This is a genomic window from Xenorhabdus eapokensis, assembly GCF_001908105.1.
On the sequence record NZ_MKGQ01000048.1, the window covers coordinates 1 to 16412 of the forward strand.

Consider the following 16412-nt stretch of genomic DNA (forward strand, 5'->3'; position numbering starts at 1 on the left):
AATGAGGTTCAAGCAGGCTCCAGGCGCGATCTGAAATATCGTGGCGGCGGTGTGCAGGTGTACTCATGGTTAATCGACTCTTATGATGGAATGATGGGGTATTATTATTGCACGAAATTTCTCATGACGACACCATCTAGTAATGATATTGCTATTTTAGCTAAACCATCGTGAATTATGCGAACAAATTCTATAGGTTCAACTGAAAAGCACATGGGAGTGCTTGCGTCTATTCCAGCTTCTTTACATCTGTCTATGAATTCATCACGTAGGTCTTTAGAGATATCACAATAGAGTGAAGTGTACTTAGGAGTTATTTTTGTTTCCATCGCAGATACATCCTTTTGTTGTGTGTCAGTCAGAATACAGTATGGACATTTATTTATTTTGAGTGGACGTAAAGTGGACACTGGACAAACAAAAAGGGCTACACTTTCGTGTAACTCCTTGATTTATTTGGTGGAGCTGGCGGGAGTGGAACCCGCGATATAACTAATATAACTGTTTGTTTATTAAAAGACTATTTTAATTTTTACAAACGCTACCGATTCCTCAGGATGCTGGCAGCGTATGAACAACGACGGGGAATGATTTGATGACCAGAGGCTTTTGCAACAACAATCCCGGCAATATTGATCATAACTCCGCTAACAAATGGCAAGGCTTATTGCCACATGACCCGGATCTTGAGAAACGGTTCTGTCGATTTTAATCGGCTGAATATGGTATTCGGGCACTCATGAAGCTGCTGTGTAATTATCATAAAAATGGACACCAAAGCGTGTACAAAATGATACTTCGCTGGGCACCTCCTAGTGAAAACAAAACATTGGCTTATGTTAAAGGTGTTGCTAAGGCACTGCGCGTTGATCCGATGCAGACTCTCGACATCAATAAATCTACGCTGATTGCTTTGTCCAAAGCTATTATCCAGCACGAGAACAGCAAGCAGCCTTATTCTGAGGCGACGTTTGAAAAAACGTTTGAATTGCTATGAACGGGAAGCTGGCGGGTGCGAATCAATCGTTGACCACTAAGCTATCTGAACAAGTTGCTATCAACGCCACCCAGCTAGAGCGTATCCACCAGCACCTCACAGAGTTAGACACCAAACACACTCAGGAACTCGCCAATGCCAAGACTGAAATTGACACTCTTCGGGCTGATGTTGCCGCTGGTCGTCGCAAGCTGCGCATCAAAGCCGTCTGTCCCGTGTCTGAAACCGTTACTTCCGGCAGCGTGGTCACTCCAACCCCCGTCGAACTCACTAGAGAAACTGGATCAACTGTTCTCGATATCCGAGAAGGCATCATCAACGACAGGGCAAAACTGAGATATTTGCAGGATTACGTGAATACTGAATGCAGAGGAAACAATGGAAAACCAACATCGTAAAATCACTGGCTATCGTGAATGAACCCAAGATGAAATTGATTGCATGAACAAGATTAAGGCACTTGGAGAGGAACTAGGTAAGCTCTATGACTATCTTGTGGTTACCAACGCACAAACGGGCAGTCATCAAATTGATATGCGTTGGCTAAACGAAGGCCGCACCGATCTGCAAAAGGGGATCATGTGCTGGGTTCGTGCCGTGGCTCAACCAACAACATTCTGACTGATTGCCATCTCAGAGCAAATGATACTGAGGTGGCAGGAGTAGGTTAAGGGCAGTGTCAAGTTAGTTGTGATTAAATTATCAGGGTGAGAAATATCTACGCATTACCCAATCTAATACATCTTGTTCTACTGGGGTGTTATGAGTTGGATAGTTAAGGTCATGAATTACAGCATCATTTATTTGGTTATGCACATACTGAGCATGAGCTGCTAGCCGCGCAACCCTCTCACGAAAGAGTGAAGTGTTATTCAATGAGGAGCGCATGAATGGAAGTATATCTCGTCGGTATTTATTAATAGTTATATCTATGGTGTGTGGACATAAAACATATGTAATCATACCAGCATAAGTGTTACCAACTCTTTGCGGTGATTGGAATCCCAAGCAAGGAAAATAGTTGTATATACTATTATTATTACCGAGAGGAGTGCCCAATGTTCGGTTAATTGTTTGATAAACTGGGGAAAGAATCCTGCACTGTAGAGAAACAACTCCATTGCGTCGGTATTCTGATACAAATCCATGCGCGACTAATCCTTCAAAAAAATCTTGACAATTCATAAGAGAAAGCTCCTTTATAAATCTTCGTGTTTAAATGTATCCACTCATTTAACCCAACAACAAGCGAATAATGCTTAACAATTAACTACCCTCTGAAACTAAATGAAATATTTCTTTACCCATTCCCTTGAGTGGCTACAGAAATAACCCATGCTGCCACCTCATTCCCATCGCGTACCCAACGCACACGGGCTGGTGGCATTTTTGTTTCCGAAGCGCACCACATGCGCCAATTAATTACACCGAACCTAATCTAATCATTTGAAATGAGCCTTCAAGATAACCAGTTATGGCTGGCGAGCTATCGGTGGGCTGGTTTTCTAATGTGGCGAGGGTTCATTTCAAAGAGAAGGTAATACGTTATGTCTAAGGCATTAGTTTTCAAAGAACGTGAAGTTATCCCTTTTGATAATGGTGACGGGAAGATTTGGTTTACTGCTTCATCACTCGCATCCTTATTGGAATATGCGGATGATAAGTCGGTCAACAAGATTTACAGTCGAAATAAAGACGAATTTACAGAAGAGATGTCTCGGGTGGTCAAAACGACCACCTAGGAAAAATCAAATGGTTACGATAACTGGGAGACAGAAACTCGCATTTTCTCTCTTCGTGGTGCTCACCTTGTGGGGATGCTGTCGAAAACCAAAGTCGCTAAGGAATTGCGGAAATGGTTATTAGATCTGGCATCTCAGTTAGAGCATATCGCTGAACTGATGGATCGCATTCATGGTCGGCGTGAGGCCGGTACGAAGCAAGCGGAATACAAAGACGCTGCCACCATTATCAATGAGGTGGAAAAACAGTGCGGTTTTGCAGGCAAGATCAAAAATCCAACTGCGCACAAAACTGCGCAAAACGAAACCCGCAAAGTGCGCAATTCAAAAAAGCGCAATTCCAACACCGCTCCGCCTTTTGAGATTGGCAACAGCGCAGCGGTAAGGCACTCTGGTTACTCTAAATATCTGCCTGATTCAGAAGTGTAGTAGTATAAGGATCTCGGACACGTCAAAAGCCTGCTAATGTTATTAAAATGACCATGAGGTGTGGCGATGAAATTGAAGCCAACCAAACGCCAATATTCTACTGAATTTAAGCTGGAAGCGGTTCAACAGATTGTCCTCCATCAACAACGGGTTGTCGATGTCGTCCGTTCATTGGGGATCGACAGCAGCATTCTGGGAAAATGGGTTGCCGTGGGTGTCCGAAAATATTCGCATACCCATCAGCCAAAATTTCAACCGATGCGTGAGCGAAAAGTTTCTCTGAGTGACCAGCTAAAGTGAGGACTACGGTATTCTTCGAGTTCACTGAGCTAATGACCTTGACAGCAGGACTCCTTAAATTCGAGGAGTCACCAGACATAATGACCATCACACCACCTCTCGCAGTTCTATTCCTTTTGCTGTGTAACCCTGAACTCGCACCCCTTCGACACGGTGGCGTTTTTTAGTCAAGAAGCGAATGTGATCGGCATAGACATAGAGCCACTGACCATCTACAGCAATGCACTAAAAGGTTCTGATTGGTCGTTTACTGTACTGGATGAAAGGAATAAACTTATTGATTTTATTGGTCGACACCCCCGCTTTCCTTCCGTTTCAAACGGAGGTGTGGGATTTGAAAGCCCATTTACGTCAAGGGCGGATTTCTGCCCTATAGTGATAGTGGCTTTGTTTCCCATCCCCACCTTGGAACCAACCTCAATTTCTTTAGTAAAAAAACACTCACCGGGCAATTTTTGCAGTAAATTTTTTGAATAAAATAATGATGGCCGTTCTTCAATACAGAGTCTAGAGAGAGTAATCCGAGGGGTAAACCAGACCCAAAACAGGTAAAAGTGGCGTGTATTTTTGTTACACTATTTTACAAATAGAAATACATTCGCTGCAAATAAAAAAACATCTCAGAGGGGGATCTGAGATGTTTTAAATTTAACTCCACGTGCATTTTACGTGCACTTTGAAGTCCTTTTACTGTCATGACAGCGACCACTCAACTTTTCTAACTTACTGTTTTTCAAGTTGTTGTCCTTGCGCTGTCCTACCAAATTTGGTGGAGCTGGCGGGAGTTGAACCCGCGTCCGAAATTCCTACATCCTTGGTACTACATGCTTAGTCTGGTCTTTACATTCGCTTGCCAGCTGCGGACAGACACGCCACTAACAAACTAGCCTGATTGGATTTAACGCTTCAACCCCAGACAGGGCATCCACGCGATCTCTTTTGGGTTTGACCTCTCTTGATCCCCGTCCTAAGAGCGGAGGCTAGGGAGAGAGGGCTCTGCGCAGGTTATTAAGCTGCCAGTGCGTAGTTTTCGTCGTTTGCGACTATTGTTTTGCGGCTTTTTACGAGGCCAACCGCCCCTCGGCATGCACCTTGGGTTTCGCGAATCCCGTCGAATCCAGAATCAGCCCCAAGTGTATTTAAAAACAAGTATATCAGAATATTGAGTGATAATGCCAGTGATTAACGCCCAGAATTCTTCATAATTCTCGCTTTGTCTAATTTCCACTCACGTTCTTTGATGTCTGAACGTTTATCGTGCGCTTTTTTACCTTTTGCCACGCCAATTTTAATTTTGCACCAGGCATTTTTCCAATACATGGAAAGTGCGACGATGGTGTAACCTTCTCGATTGATTCGACCATACAGTGAATCAAGCTCGCGTTTGTTAAGTAATAGCTTGCGTGACCGTGTCGGATCACAAACTACGTGGGAAGAAGCAACATTTAATGGTGTAATCGTGGCACCAAAAAGATAAGCATCACCATCTTTGAGCAAAACATAACTCTCACTGATGTTAGCCTTGCCAGCGCGCAGTGATTTAACTTCCCAACCTTGTAGGGATAAGCCTGCTTCGAATTCTTCCTCAATGAAGTATTCGTGGCGGGCTCGCTTATTCATGGCAATTGTTGCCGAACCGGGTTTGTATGCTTTTTTCTTTGTCATAATGCGTTGTATTATACTGTATGCGTTAGTGAAAGAAATCTCTTCTGTATGATATTTAGCGATAAGCGCTTATTTATTGCTCTAAATGTCATCAGGTTTTTATTTAACCATGTTTAAGTGATACTATTCAGCGCTGTTATGTTTTACAGGAAATGATATGCCACAGATTAGTCGCTCTGCGCTAGTGCCTTACAGCGTGGAACAAATGTATAAATTGGTCAACGATGTGACATCTTATCCGGATTTTTTACCAGGATGTGTGGGTAGTCGTGTAATAAGCAGTAGCAATAATGAAATGACGGCTTCCGTTGAGGTCTCTAAGGCAGGGATCAGTAAGACGTTCGTAACGCGCAATACGCTATTCGATAATCAACGCATCAGTATGCAGCTTGTTGATGGGCCTTTCCGTAAGTTGATGGGTGGGTGGCACTTTATTCCGTTAAGTGAAGATGCTTGCAAGGTTGAGTTGCATCTCGATTTTGAATTTACCAACAAGTTAATTGAACTGGCTTTTGGTAAGGTATTTAAAGAGCTGGCGGGTAATATGGTTCAGGCTTTTACTCAACGTGCACGTGAGGTCTACAGTGTCTGAGATGAATATCGAAGTCGTTTATGCTTTGCCTGAACGGCAATATCTGCGTAATGTGAAAGTATCGCAAGGAGCAACCGTCGAACAGGCGATTGTAACATCTGGCCTTTTGACATTACGTAATGATATCGATTTGGCTAAAAATAAAGTGGGTATTTATAGCCGTCCGGCCAAGCTGACTGATACGCTGGAAGAGGGGGATCGTGTAGAGATTTATCGCCCTCTGGTTGCTGATCCAAAAGAAATGCGCCGTAAGCGAGCGGAGCGCGCGAAAAACAATGCGCGATAATGTCTATTTATTCGCCAGGTTGTCTGCTGGCGAATAAATAAAACACACATCTCACTGATTCTCTGGCAGTGATTTTTCATCCTTGATATCAGTTAGCACACCTTGGCTGTCAAAGGTCAGTGTCAGCGTTTGCTGAGTTGTTTTCCCGTGGCCTGGTTGTTGGCGGAATACGTAATACCAAGTTTGACTTCCAAACGGATCGGTCAGCATTGGTGTTCCCAAAGTGTAAGAAACTTGCTGCTGAGTCATTCCTTTATGAATTTTTGATACCGCAGCCGGCGTAAGGTAGTTCCCTTGATTAATATCAGGACGATAAACAATTCGCTCAAACATGGAGCAACCCGCAGTCAGCATAACAAGAGATACAGTAGCGGCAGTCAACAATTTACAGCGCATAGTAATTACATTCCTTTAGGCATTAGGCCGTCGATAATAATAAACATTGAAGAGATTGGAAACCTCTATGCATTTACCTATGACTGCAATTATACAAGAAAGTTGTCTCAATTTATGCCGCCAACAACTCTTTTGCATTAGCCAAAGTATTTTTTGTAACCTCACTTCCCGCCAGAAGCCGCGCCAGTTCTTGAAGTCGTGCTTTTTTATCTAATAGCTGCATTTGGGTTTCTGTTTCTTCGCCGTCTGTTTGCTTGCTGACATAAAAATGTTGATGCCCGCATCCTGCAACTTGCGGTAAATGGGTGACACACATAACTTGGGTCGATTCCCCCAATTCACGTAGCAAACGCCCGACAATTGCCGCTGTTGGGCCACTGATACCTACATCCACTTCATCGAAAATCAGCGCAGGGGTTTCCATTTTTTTCGCCGTAATGACCTGAATTGCCAGCGCAATACGAGAAAGTTCACCACCTGATGCCACTTTTGTTAATGGTTGATGAGGTTGGCCGGGGTTAGTTGTGACATTGAATTCAACTTTGCTGGCTCCATCAATATTTAAATGCTCCGCTTCAAAGGTAACATCAATGCTAAAGCGACCATGAGGCATAGAAAGCTGGTGCATACTGTTCGTTATCAGTTGACCCAATTCTGCGGCATATTCCTGGCGAACATGGTGCAATTTTTCTGCCACAGTCAGGGCTTGTTGGTAATGCAAACTGACAAGTTCACTAAGGTGGGCACAATCATTTTCCTGCTGGGATAATTGATATTGTTCTTCCAACAACTGTTGATGTAATGCAGGTAACTCTTCTGGTGCAACATGGTGTTTGCGGGCCATGCTGATTTGTTGGGAAATTTTCTGTTCCAGTTCGAATAAACGATTAGGGTCCAGTTCCAGTTGGTCGCTGTAATGACGTAACTCGTCACTAACTTCATTGATTTGGATAGCAGCTTCTTCCAGCATGTTAAGCAGGCCGCCGAGTTTGTGATCCATGCTGGCAAGTTCTGTCAGTTCACTACGGGCATAGCTGAGAAGGCTAACAATGTTCTGCTCATCATTATCACTTAAAATCTGGAGGATATTTTGACTAACGGACAAAAATTGCCCGCAATTTGCCAGCCGTTTGTGTTCACTATCCTGTTCTTGATAATCACCTGGTTGTGGTGATAATTCGTTCAGTTCTTTCAGATGATATTCCAGCAATTGCTGGCGTGAGCGACGCTCAAGAGCTTGTTGTTGGAATTGGGAGAGCGCCTGACAGCTTTGGCGCCATTGTTGGTAAGCTTGTTTCATTTCATACTGAAGTTCGACATCGCTCGCATAAATATCCAGCAAGCGCCTTTGGTGACGATTTTCTAACAACAATTGGTGAGCATGTTGCCCGTGGATTTGAATCAGATGAGAACCCAATTCACGTAATTGAGAAAGTGGTACAGCAGTACCATTGATAAAACCGCGAGAGCGCCCATCAGCGGTAATTGTACGACGCAGCAGGCACTCATTGCCATCATCAAAACTCTCATCAAGCTGGTGGTCTATCAGCCACTTGCGGGCAGAAGGAGCATCAGCCAATGAGAAACGGGCACAAAGGTCGGTGCGTGGAGCCCCTTGGCGAACCATGTTAGCTTCACCCCGATTGCCAAGACATAAACCTAATGCATCAATCGCGATGGATTTACCCGCTCCGGTTTCACCTGTGATTGCTGTCATTCCTGAGCGGAAATCAATTTCAAGTTCACGAACGATAGCAAAGTTACTGATGGTCAATTGAGTCAGCATCGTGCCCCTCCTTCTTTTTACTGTATATAAACACGTTACTGTATAAGAACATGTCTGTGCTTCCATACAGTATAAACTGGTTTTTTATACAGTAAAGTAGGGAGGTTCGTTTTTAGAACATTTTTTTCGACCAGCCCAGTTTTGTACTCAGTGTATTGAAGTAGTTGTAATCTTTTGGATGAATTAAATGCAGATTATAGTCACTGCGCTTAATGATGACTTCTTCACCATCTTGAATTGGCAGGACAATTTGGCTGTCACAACTGACTTCGTAGTCATTGCTGTTTTGGGCAAATTTCAGGCGAATGCTGCTTTCGCTGCTGATAACGAGAGGACGTGCCGAGAGCGTATGTGGAAACATCGGCACTAGCACGATAGCATCTAAGTTTGGGGTTAATATAGGCCCTCCGGCAGACAGGGAATAGGCAGTAGAGCCAGTGGGTGTTGCTATGATTAAGCCGTCTGAACGTTGAGAAAAAGCAAAACGTTCATCAATATATACTTCGAATTCAATCATATGGGCAACTTTGCCTGGATGTAGTACGACTTCATTTAAAGCCGTACTACGGCGGGACTTATGTCCGGTTTTTGTCACTTGAGCCTCAAGCAGAAAGCGTTTTTCGTCCCGATATTTGCCATCTAAAACTTCGGATAGTTGCTGCAAAGCATTATCGGGATCTAAATCGGTTAAAAAGCCTAAATTGCCTCGATTGATCCCAATGACTTTGATGTTATAGCGTGATAATACTCTGGTTGCACCGAGCATATTGCCATCACCACCGACAACAATCACAAGATCGGCAATTTTACCAATTTCAGTCAATCCTCCCGTCTGAGCACCTTTTAAATTAATATCTTTCGCGACCTGTCTATCCACAATGACGCAATAACCTTTAGATACCAGCCAGTGGTACAGCATTTCATGGGTGGCCAGCGCTTCAGGATGACGTGGACGACCGACAATACCGATGCATTTGAATTCATTATTCATTGCTGTTATTTCCTTTAGCATATGGTTTTGCCTTCACAATAATGATTGTTCCCTTGAATCCCGCATTTTGATCCCCATAATAAAGCTCAAATGGCGAAGATAATACAAAATACGCGGAGATATTCATGAGTAGTAAAGACCAAAAAGTACCTGATGAGCAAGTCGCAGAAAATACAGAAAATGTATTAGAGCAACAAATAAATGCGGAACAGGCAGATGCGCCAGAGACTGAAAATGTTGTTGATCCGCGTGTTGCTGAGTTGGAAGAACAACTGAAACAGGCTCAGGCTAACGAACGTGATGCTTTATTGCGTGCGCGTGCTGAAATCGAAAACATCCGCCGTCGTACTGAGCTGGATGTAGAAAAGGCACATAAATTTGCATTGGAAAAATTTGTCAATGAACTGCTACCTGTTATCGACAATCTGGAACGTGCATTAGATGTGGCCGATCGTACCAATGAAGCGCTATTGCCAATGGTTGAAGGTATTGAACTGACTCTGAAATCTTTTATCGATTCAGTGGGTAAGTTTGGTGTTGAAGTGGTCAGTGACACGAATGTCCCTTTCAATCCAGAAGTGCATCAGGCGATGACCATGATGGAATCCGATCAGCATGAACCTAATCAGGTTATGTTGGTGATGCAGAAAGGTTATACCTTGAATGGTCGTTTATTACGTCCTGCAATGGTTGCTGTTTCTAAATAAGGTTACGGTATCTCATGATGCAATGCCGCCATTTGAAAGGCGGCATTTTTGTAGGCAGAGATCGGTTATTGGGGCAATTGGGGTTCCCAATCTATTGGGGATAATCCCTGTGCTTCCAATAAGTTGTTGGCCTGTGAGAAATGTTTACAACCTAAGAAACCACGATGGGCAGACAAAGGTGAAGGATGGGGCGCTTTTAATACATGATGGCGTTGGTTATCAATAAAGTGGCCTTTTTTCTGGGCATGAGATCCCCAAAGCAAGAAAATGACTCCGTTGCGATGTTCATTGATTGCTGCAATGACTTTGTCAGTGAACGTTTCCCAACCCAAATGAGCATGGGAATGTGCGCTGCCGCGCTCAACGGTGAGTACAGTATTGAGCAATAATACCCCCTGTTTTGCCCAGCTTATCAAGCAACCGTGATTTGGGCGAGTAAATCCAGCAATATCCGATTCCAATTCTTTGTACATATTAACGAGAGAAGGTGGTGCAGGAATACCCGGCTGTACAGAGAAAGCCAAACCGTGAGCCTGATTTGGGCCGTGGTAAGGATCTTGCCCCAAAATCACAACTTTTACATCAGCCAATTCGGTATAGCGGAATGCATTGAAAACATCTGTTTGAGGCGGATAAATGGTTTTTCCAGCCTGACGTTCATTGGCAACATAAGCCAATGTATCAACAAAATAAGGTTGTTTCTTTTCATTGCCGATGACATCGTGCCATGTGAGAGGTGCGGACATAGCCAATCCCTTTCTAGATGATTATCAGATGGCTTAAGCTTACCGATTCCCTTGGGATAGGGAAACCCTCAGATCCCAATCCACGCTTAATTCTCAGGATAAAAAGCTATTTTTATAAATTTTTTTGAAAAAATATAAAAATAATTTTATTCAATTCTGCTATAAAAGATGATTTAAAACATAATGTTATGAAATTACCATCAATAACCTTATGAAATTAGTTGATTATAATCAAAGAATCTTCTCATTTGTGCTGGTATACAGAAAATCAGGAACGATCATTGATTAAATAATGGTTTGATCAAATAACCAAGATGATGATGTTGGAGGTATAAATGATTACTGGGATTCAAATTACCCAATCCGATAATGCTGCATTAATGAATTCTTTTTGGCTGTTGGATGATGAAAAAAATGAAGCGCGTTGTATCTGTGCCAAAGCAGATTACGATGAAGGCCAGATTGTTACCAAAGGGGAGTTGGGGCAATTTGAATATCGTGAGATCCCGTTGGAAGTCAAGCCGACTGTGCGTGTAGAAGGCGGACAACATTTGAATGTTAATGTTCTGCGCCGCGAAACGCTGGAAGATGCGGTAAAACACCCCGAAAAATATCCCCAGCTTACAATTCGGGTATCTGGTTATGCTGTTCGCTTTAATTCTCTGACTCCAGAACAGCAACGTGATGTTATTGCTCGTACTTTTACAGAAAACTTGTAATTCTTGTCTCAAGCAAAAAACTGAAGGGAGAATTAAGACTCCCTTTTTTATTTCCATTTTTTAATTATGGGAATTAAAATTGTTAATTGAAAATTAAATTTGTTTTAATTTTGTTAAAAATTCTGCCGATAGAGAGTTTGGGCGTTTAAACCACACCAAATTTAAATAATCTGTAGGAGAATTTTATGACTTTATCCGTTAATACTAGTTTTTTAAGTAACTTAGGACTTTATTCCTTACAAGGAAATGCTCTACAACCTCAATCTAATTCTCCAGCTCAGTCACCACCTGACGAAGTTGAGCACATTTCTTCCCCAAGCATTTCACTTTCAGAAAATACCAAGTAGGTTAATGCGCTCTATCAATCATTGGTTAATCAATCATTGGCTAATAATTTAAATGCCCGTGCGATGGCAGCCCCTGAATTGAAAGCCAATGATATTGCGGGGAAACAATCTAAATTGGTCGATTATACCTTGACGCTGGTTACCCGTGATGTTTATCGACAAAGTAGTTTAGGAATTGGTGATTATGTCCGCCTGTCGGATGAGGACTTATCAAAATTGGGCATTGAGCCTGACACTCTGAATGATTATTCAACAGGGTTTCAGGCCGGCGTATACCATAATAAAGGCTTATATATTGTCTCTTTCACAGGATCGAATGAATTAAAAGACTTTATGGTAAGTATTCGTCAAGGGCTTGGTTACAATGAAAAGCAATATAATCAAGCCGTGGAATTGGCACATAAGGCGTTAGACGTATTGGGTGAAAATGTCATTTTCACAGGGCATTCATTGGGGGGGGGATTAGCAACCGTGGCTGCATTGGCAACAGGAAAACCAGCAGTTATTTATAATTCTGTCGGTGTTTCTGACGCGACATTGAAACATATGGGAGTTTCCCCCGAAGTCGCTCATGAATTGGCTGACAGTGGTTTAATTCGCCATTATACCGTCGAACACGATTGGTTGGGTAACTTGCAAAAAACGTTGCCAATTCGTCAACCGATGGGGCACAAAATAGAGCTTAAGTATGAATATGAATTAGAGAGCATATGGGATGTCATGTTGCCTAATCGATATGGACTACATACTTTTAAGGCACATTTTTTGGAAGCAGTCCTCGAATTGATGGCGGAACAAAAGCCTTGGTTGAACAATGGTCATACCTTGTTAGCGTCAACCGATGTTACAGATACAGATATCACATCGCAGCAAAGTGAGCAGCATGATACGATGTAATATTTAGCGTGCTGGAACATGGGCGAATGTATTGTATGGCTTCGCCCATATTTTACAATCGGTTATTAATTAATCGTTACTGGATTCAGTTAATTCTGGTTTAGGATTGCCAGAAGCAGCACGACGTTTACCGATATTTTTTTTGTCGCGATGACGAACTTTCACACGGTTTTTCTTCACTTCGTCTGTTTTTTTCTTCTTCTCTTTGCGTTTTGCTAACACTTTTTTGGATGGTTTATAGCCCTTTTTATCGTTCGGCGCTTTGGTTTGTGGGCGAAGCTCATCAACCACTCGCATTTTCAAAGGTTCGTTGAGGTAACGGCTGATTTTACCCAAAAGTAGGTGATCGTGTGCTTCAACCAGAGCAATGGCTGTTCCTTTACGACCTGCGCGAGCAGTACGGCCAATCCGGTGCAAATAAACATCTGCGGTACGAGGCAAATCGAAGTTAAAGACGTGGCTGACATCCTCGATATCTAATCCACGGGAAGCAACGTCGGTTGCAACCAGAACTTTGACTTTACCATCATTCAAGCGTTTTACAGCATCGGTACGCTTGGCTTGCACCATTTCGCCTTCAAGGAAACCCGCTTGAATACCGGCTTGGTTCAGCCAATCGACAAGTTCGCGGACACGCTCTCGTTTGCGCACGAAAACAATGGACTTAGTCACGTCAGGTTGCTGGAGAAGGTGACACAGAATGGCTGTTTTATGCTCTAACGAATCAGCCCGATAGTAAAATTGCTGAATTTTCTTGCGCTCACGGCGAGAAGGTTCGGCATCGATCTCAACAGGATCAGTTAACAGGCGTTCGGCAAAATCACGGATGGATTCCCCTTCCAGGGTTGCGGAGAATAACAACGTTTGTTTACGCCAGCGGGTTTCACCTGCAATCGTTTCGACATCGTTGGCGAATCCCATATCCAACATGCGATCAGCTTCATCAAGGATCAGCGTTTCCACCGCTCGGCAGTCGAAATTTTCTTCTTTGATGTATTGCAGCAGACGCCCTGTCGTTGCGACAACAATATCCTGATTCTCACTGAATACTTCCGCGTGATTCATATAGGCAACACCACCAGTGATTGTAGCGATGTCCAAATGTGTATGGGCCGCCAGTTCTTTTGCCTGTTCTGCAACCTGCATTGCCAGCTCACGGGTTGGTGTCAAAATCAGGATACGTGGAGGTCCCGATTTTTTGCGCGGAAAATCCAGTAAATGTTGCAGTACTGGCAACAGGTAAGCGGCGGTCTTACCTGTACCGGTCGGCGCTGAACCTAAGACATCACGTCCGTCCATAGCCGCAGGAATGGCGGCTGCCTGAATGGCAGTTGGGCGTTCATAGCCTTTGTCGTTCAGGGCTTCAAGCAGGGATTCATCAAGTTCGAATTCGGAAAAATTTGTCGCAGTCATCATATACCTCTGTTTGGGGCGCCGATTATAAATCGGTAAAACGGAAAAAGAAAATACCCAAATAACACGCCAGACTCCCGCCATAGCTTGTTATTATGCTGAATTTCCTGAGTTGTTGTTTTCGCTGATTTTCGTGCATTTAAGGGCATTTTGAGCTATTTTGGGATTATCAGCACCCCTGAAAGCACCCCTTTACATCGCGAGAATTTGAACTGGAGAACACTACAGATGGCCTACTATAGCATAGAAAAACGCCCACGCGCAGATGGCACTATCCGTTATCAGGTGAGTGAGGATTGTTACGGCGCATAAGGTCAGGCGGCTGATGAAAATTAATACCACGAGAATCTAAGTAATTTATTAAATCATCATCCCTTCATGTTATATAAATCAGTTGGTTAATATGATTTTCAGCGGAAAAGAGATCACCCTCATGAAAGATGAATTCGAATGGTGCGATGAGTTCGATGGATTTTAATTCCAACCTGCAACCCATCACTACAAGCTAAAATATCCGGTAATTCCGGTTAGTCCAAACTTACTCGTTATTACTTCGGTACTTTTTACGTAATCTGAACCCAAGAGTAACAAAATAAATGGCTAGTAAACTTCCAACTGAGTTATATAGCCAGTCCACTTCAATATCAGATGTCATCCACTTTAAAATTGATACTGCGAGTAAAAATATTCCACCAAAAATGAATACTAGAGGTGTTTTTTCTCCGAATGGTAATTTTTTTAATTGTGACATATTAAATCCTTATAATATTTACGGATGGTTATTTGGTGCGAGTTTCACATATTTGGTTATTCTGAACAACTAAATCTTAACTAATTGAGATTCATTCGATATGGGAATTCCCATAACGGAACAATTAATACTCTATGTTCAATAACGGGTCTGCGGAACCAAACTTCAAATATACACCTCACTGAACCAACCATCATCTTTCAAATTATAAGCCTTGCTATAGTCGTAATCCGATTGAGATTAAGATTTGAACTCAGTAAGGTTTCTGGTGAGTTAACAATAGGATGAAATGACCTTTATTAATAAATAATTAAGTGAGGTGTTTATGTCTGACGTTAATAAGTTAGTCTGCCCGGCAGACGCTATGTTATGTTTTGATCTACTTTTAGGGCAAGATTCAGATACTCAATGGGGTTATTCAGTTGTGGTACCGGGAAAAGTTGGTGTTTTAACTGGACTGCAAACTAACACAGGTATCGAACATGTATTGTTGTTTTTTTATGATGAAACTTATCCTGATAAGCCTATGGTATGGTTGAATGTATTAACTAGTCAGGTTAGTTATCAGAGTATGAGGACATTACTCAAGAGAGACTTTTTGGTTACTGTTGATAACGTAAGCTATTCTCTTGGTGTTTCAGATGTTTTTGTAGATGACGAAAATCATTTATGTGCCGTTGGATATTCTGGCAATCAGGTGCATCAGTTAAGCAAAATCATGAAACAGATGGGCGAAACCAAACATTTTTGCTTCAACTGGAAATAAATTTACACACTGAATTCAAGGCTACTTAATGTGGCCTTTTCCTCGTGAAACTACCTTTAACTTATTGATATCCCTTATCTTCTGCATGGTGCAGGTTTAGCGATATACCATCGTTCCACTTGAAACGGAGGCATGGAAATAAACTTTAATGACTTGTTGGGGTTAATGAATCATCAATCTCAGAGGCTATCTAACCTTTGTCGGATAGCATCACTAACTAGAATCCTTACAATGGGAGTTTTCCGGTGGTGACATGACTGTTGGTTCTACCCCTAATGCGACAGAACTCACACTTTTTCTTGCACTCTCTGTTAATGTGACAGAGCCGTGATTATTTCCCCGTATCACGGGAGATAATCAGCCACTATCACCTTGCGAAGTGAGACTTGAAAGATAAGATGTATTCATTCAATAAAATTTACAACTATAGATGGATATTATTATGACTACGCAGACAACATCAACATATAATTATGATTCTGTAACTAAATTTATGAAAAGTTATGGGGTAAACAATATTGAAGAATATAATGTAGTAGGTTTTTTTGAAAACATAGAAAACAAAAATGGAGAGATTGAGATTTTTTTTAAAGGCGGCGGTAATCATAACGACAATATAATTAACCTGCGTCCGGATATTAATAGTTATAATGGGTACACTAGCGAGAAACTTTCTCTTGCAAGCGATGTTGATTGGTCTCCTTTTATGAAACATGCATATGCGACTACATTTGACAATGGAAGAATTGCTTTATTCTCTATATATGGAAATGGTATAAATTATAAGTTGATCAGATAAACTATCTGCATTGGTGTTATAATCGGTAATCAGATGACTTATTGCCTGTTCTTATGAAATCGAATATCACACTGTCTGAACCA

Annotated in this window: 21 protein-coding genes and 1 other RNA gene; 14 read left to right on the top strand and 8 right to left on the bottom strand. The window is 42.2% G+C overall.

Annotated features, from left to right (window positions below; translation table 11 throughout):
- Positions 1 to 790 precede the first annotated feature (790 nt).
- The 7 genes from Xedl_RS39395 to Xedl_RS25890 all read left to right on the top strand — a co-directional run bounded on the left by Xedl_RS39395 (position 791) and on the right by Xedl_RS25890 (position 3945).
- Positions 791 to 997 carry a hypothetical protein gene (locus Xedl_RS39395; RefSeq protein WP_422645904.1) on the top strand — a complete coding sequence of 69 codons (207 nt, stop codon included), beginning with the start codon at positions 791 to 793 and terminating at the stop codon, positions 995 to 997.
- Positions 994 to 1395: a lysis protein gene (locus Xedl_RS23775; RefSeq protein WP_083600385.1), complete on the top strand. Its 402-nt coding sequence runs from the start codon at positions 994 to 996 to the stop codon at positions 1393 to 1395. The genes Xedl_RS39395 and Xedl_RS23775 overlap by 4 nt, the downstream gene beginning before the upstream one ends.
- Before the next feature lie 34 nt (positions 1396 to 1429).
- Positions 1430 to 1618 (top strand): Acb2/Tad1 domain-containing protein, encoded by a 189-nt coding sequence (locus tag Xedl_RS17855; RefSeq protein WP_422645906.1) that lies wholly within the window; start codon positions 1430 to 1432, stop codon positions 1616 to 1618.
- Between the two features lie 926 nt (positions 1619 to 2544).
- A complete protein-coding gene (locus tag Xedl_RS17865) occupies positions 2545 to 2739 on the top strand; it encodes a BRO-N domain-containing protein (RefSeq protein WP_074025114.1) in 195 nt (64 codons plus the stop codon).
- Positions 2740 to 2814: 75 nt separating this feature from the next.
- Entirely contained in the window at positions 2815 to 3168 is a 354-nt protein-coding gene (locus Xedl_RS17870; RefSeq protein ID WP_074025115.1) for a hypothetical protein, read from the top strand.
- Positions 3169 to 3234: 66 nt separating this feature from the next.
- Positions 3235 to 3468 (top strand): transposase, encoded by a 234-nt coding sequence (locus Xedl_RS21880; RefSeq protein ID WP_075968233.1) that lies wholly within the window; start codon positions 3235 to 3237, stop codon positions 3466 to 3468.
- A 180-nt stretch (positions 3469 to 3648) separates the two neighbouring features.
- Positions 3649 to 3945 (top strand): hypothetical protein, encoded by a 297-nt coding sequence (locus Xedl_RS25890; protein ID WP_143187470.1) that lies wholly within the window; start codon positions 3649 to 3651, stop codon positions 3943 to 3945.
- A gap of 290 nt (positions 3946 to 4235) precedes the next feature.
- Here the strand turns inward: Xedl_RS25890 and ssrA are convergent.
- Positions 4236 to 4599: a transfer-messenger RNA gene (ssrA, locus tag Xedl_RS17880) on the bottom strand.
- A gap of 51 nt (positions 4600 to 4650) precedes the next feature.
- The gene (smpB, locus tag Xedl_RS17885; protein WP_047768254.1) at positions 4651 to 5133 is read right to left on the bottom strand and encodes an SsrA-binding protein SmpB; all 483 of its coding nucleotides are present in this window, start codon (positions 5131 to 5133) and stop codon (positions 4651 to 4653) included.
- A 157-nt stretch (positions 5134 to 5290) separates the two neighbouring features.
- Between smpB and Xedl_RS17890 the strand changes: the two genes are divergently transcribed.
- The gene (locus Xedl_RS17890) at positions 5291 to 5725 is read left to right on the top strand and encodes a type II toxin-antitoxin system RatA family toxin (RefSeq protein ID WP_074025116.1); all 435 of its coding nucleotides are present in this window, start codon (positions 5291 to 5293) and stop codon (positions 5723 to 5725) included.
- Positions 5718 to 6011 (top strand): RnfH family protein, encoded by a 294-nt coding sequence (locus Xedl_RS17895; protein ID WP_074025117.1) that lies wholly within the window; start codon positions 5718 to 5720, stop codon positions 6009 to 6011. Before Xedl_RS17890 ends, Xedl_RS17895 begins: the two co-directional genes overlap by 8 nt.
- 51 nt (positions 6012 to 6062) lie before the next feature.
- On the opposite strand, the gene bamE is transcribed toward Xedl_RS17895, so the two are convergent.
- From bamE to nadK, 3 genes are all read right to left on the bottom strand, one after another.
- Complete coding sequence (bamE, locus tag Xedl_RS17900; protein ID WP_074025118.1) at positions 6063 to 6407, bottom strand: outer membrane protein assembly factor BamE; 345 nt, start codon at positions 6405 to 6407, stop codon at positions 6063 to 6065.
- A 112-nt stretch (positions 6408 to 6519) separates the two neighbouring features.
- Entirely contained in the window at positions 6520 to 8193 is a 1674-nt protein-coding gene (gene recN, locus Xedl_RS17905; protein WP_074025119.1) for a DNA repair protein RecN, read from the bottom strand.
- A 112-nt stretch (positions 8194 to 8305) separates the two neighbouring features.
- Entirely contained in the window at positions 8306 to 9184 is an 879-nt protein-coding gene (gene nadK, locus Xedl_RS17910; protein ID WP_143187471.1) for an NAD(+) kinase, read from the bottom strand.
- Between the two features lie 125 nt (positions 9185 to 9309).
- On the opposite strand from nadK, the gene grpE reads away from it, so the two are divergent.
- A complete protein-coding gene (gene grpE / locus Xedl_RS17915; protein ID WP_074019809.1) occupies positions 9310 to 9891 on the top strand; it encodes a nucleotide exchange factor GrpE in 582 nt (193 codons plus the stop codon).
- 65 nt (positions 9892 to 9956) lie between these two features.
- Here grpE and ung read toward each other — a convergent pair whose 3' ends face one another.
- The gene (gene ung, locus Xedl_RS17920) at positions 9957 to 10637 is read right to left on the bottom strand and encodes a uracil-DNA glycosylase (protein ID WP_074025121.1); all 681 of its coding nucleotides are present in this window, start codon (positions 10635 to 10637) and stop codon (positions 9957 to 9959) included.
- Between the two features lie 335 nt (positions 10638 to 10972).
- On the opposite strand from ung, the gene grcA reads away from it, so the two are divergent.
- Together grcA and Xedl_RS17930 are read left to right on the top strand one after the other, a co-directional pair.
- Positions 10973 to 11356, top strand: coding sequence for an autonomous glycyl radical cofactor GrcA (gene grcA, locus Xedl_RS17925; RefSeq protein ID WP_074025122.1), 384 nt, complete (start codon positions 10973 to 10975; stop codon positions 11354 to 11356).
- Positions 11357 to 11739: 383 nt separating this feature from the next.
- Positions 11740 to 12600, top strand: a complete 861-nt coding sequence (locus Xedl_RS17930) for a Tle-like phospholipase domain-containing protein (protein WP_244149744.1) — start codon at positions 11740 to 11742, stop codon at positions 12598 to 12600.
- A gap of 69 nt (positions 12601 to 12669) precedes the next feature.
- On the opposite strand, the gene srmB is transcribed toward Xedl_RS17930, so the two are convergent.
- Both srmB and Xedl_RS17940 read right to left on the bottom strand, forming a co-directional pair.
- Positions 12670 to 14013, bottom strand: a complete 1344-nt coding sequence (gene srmB, locus Xedl_RS17935) for an ATP-dependent RNA helicase SrmB (protein ID WP_074025126.1) — start codon at positions 14011 to 14013, stop codon at positions 12670 to 12672.
- Positions 14014 to 14551: 538 nt separating this feature from the next.
- Positions 14552 to 14764 carry a hypothetical protein gene (locus Xedl_RS17940; RefSeq protein ID WP_074025123.1) on the bottom strand — a complete coding sequence of 71 codons (213 nt, stop codon included), beginning with the start codon at positions 14762 to 14764 and terminating at the stop codon, positions 14552 to 14554.
- 325 nt (positions 14765 to 15089) lie between these two features.
- On the opposite strand from Xedl_RS17940, the gene Xedl_RS17945 reads away from it, so the two are divergent.
- Both Xedl_RS17945 and Xedl_RS17950 read left to right on the top strand, forming a co-directional pair.
- Positions 15090 to 15530 carry a DUF7823 domain-containing protein gene (locus tag Xedl_RS17945; RefSeq protein ID WP_074025124.1) on the top strand — a complete coding sequence of 147 codons (441 nt, stop codon included), beginning with the start codon at positions 15090 to 15092 and terminating at the stop codon, positions 15528 to 15530.
- Positions 15531 to 15972: 442 nt separating this feature from the next.
- Complete coding sequence (locus tag Xedl_RS17950; protein ID WP_074025125.1) at positions 15973 to 16329, top strand: hypothetical protein; 357 nt, start codon at positions 15973 to 15975, stop codon at positions 16327 to 16329.
- The last annotated feature ends 83 nt before the right edge of the window (positions 16330 to 16412 follow it).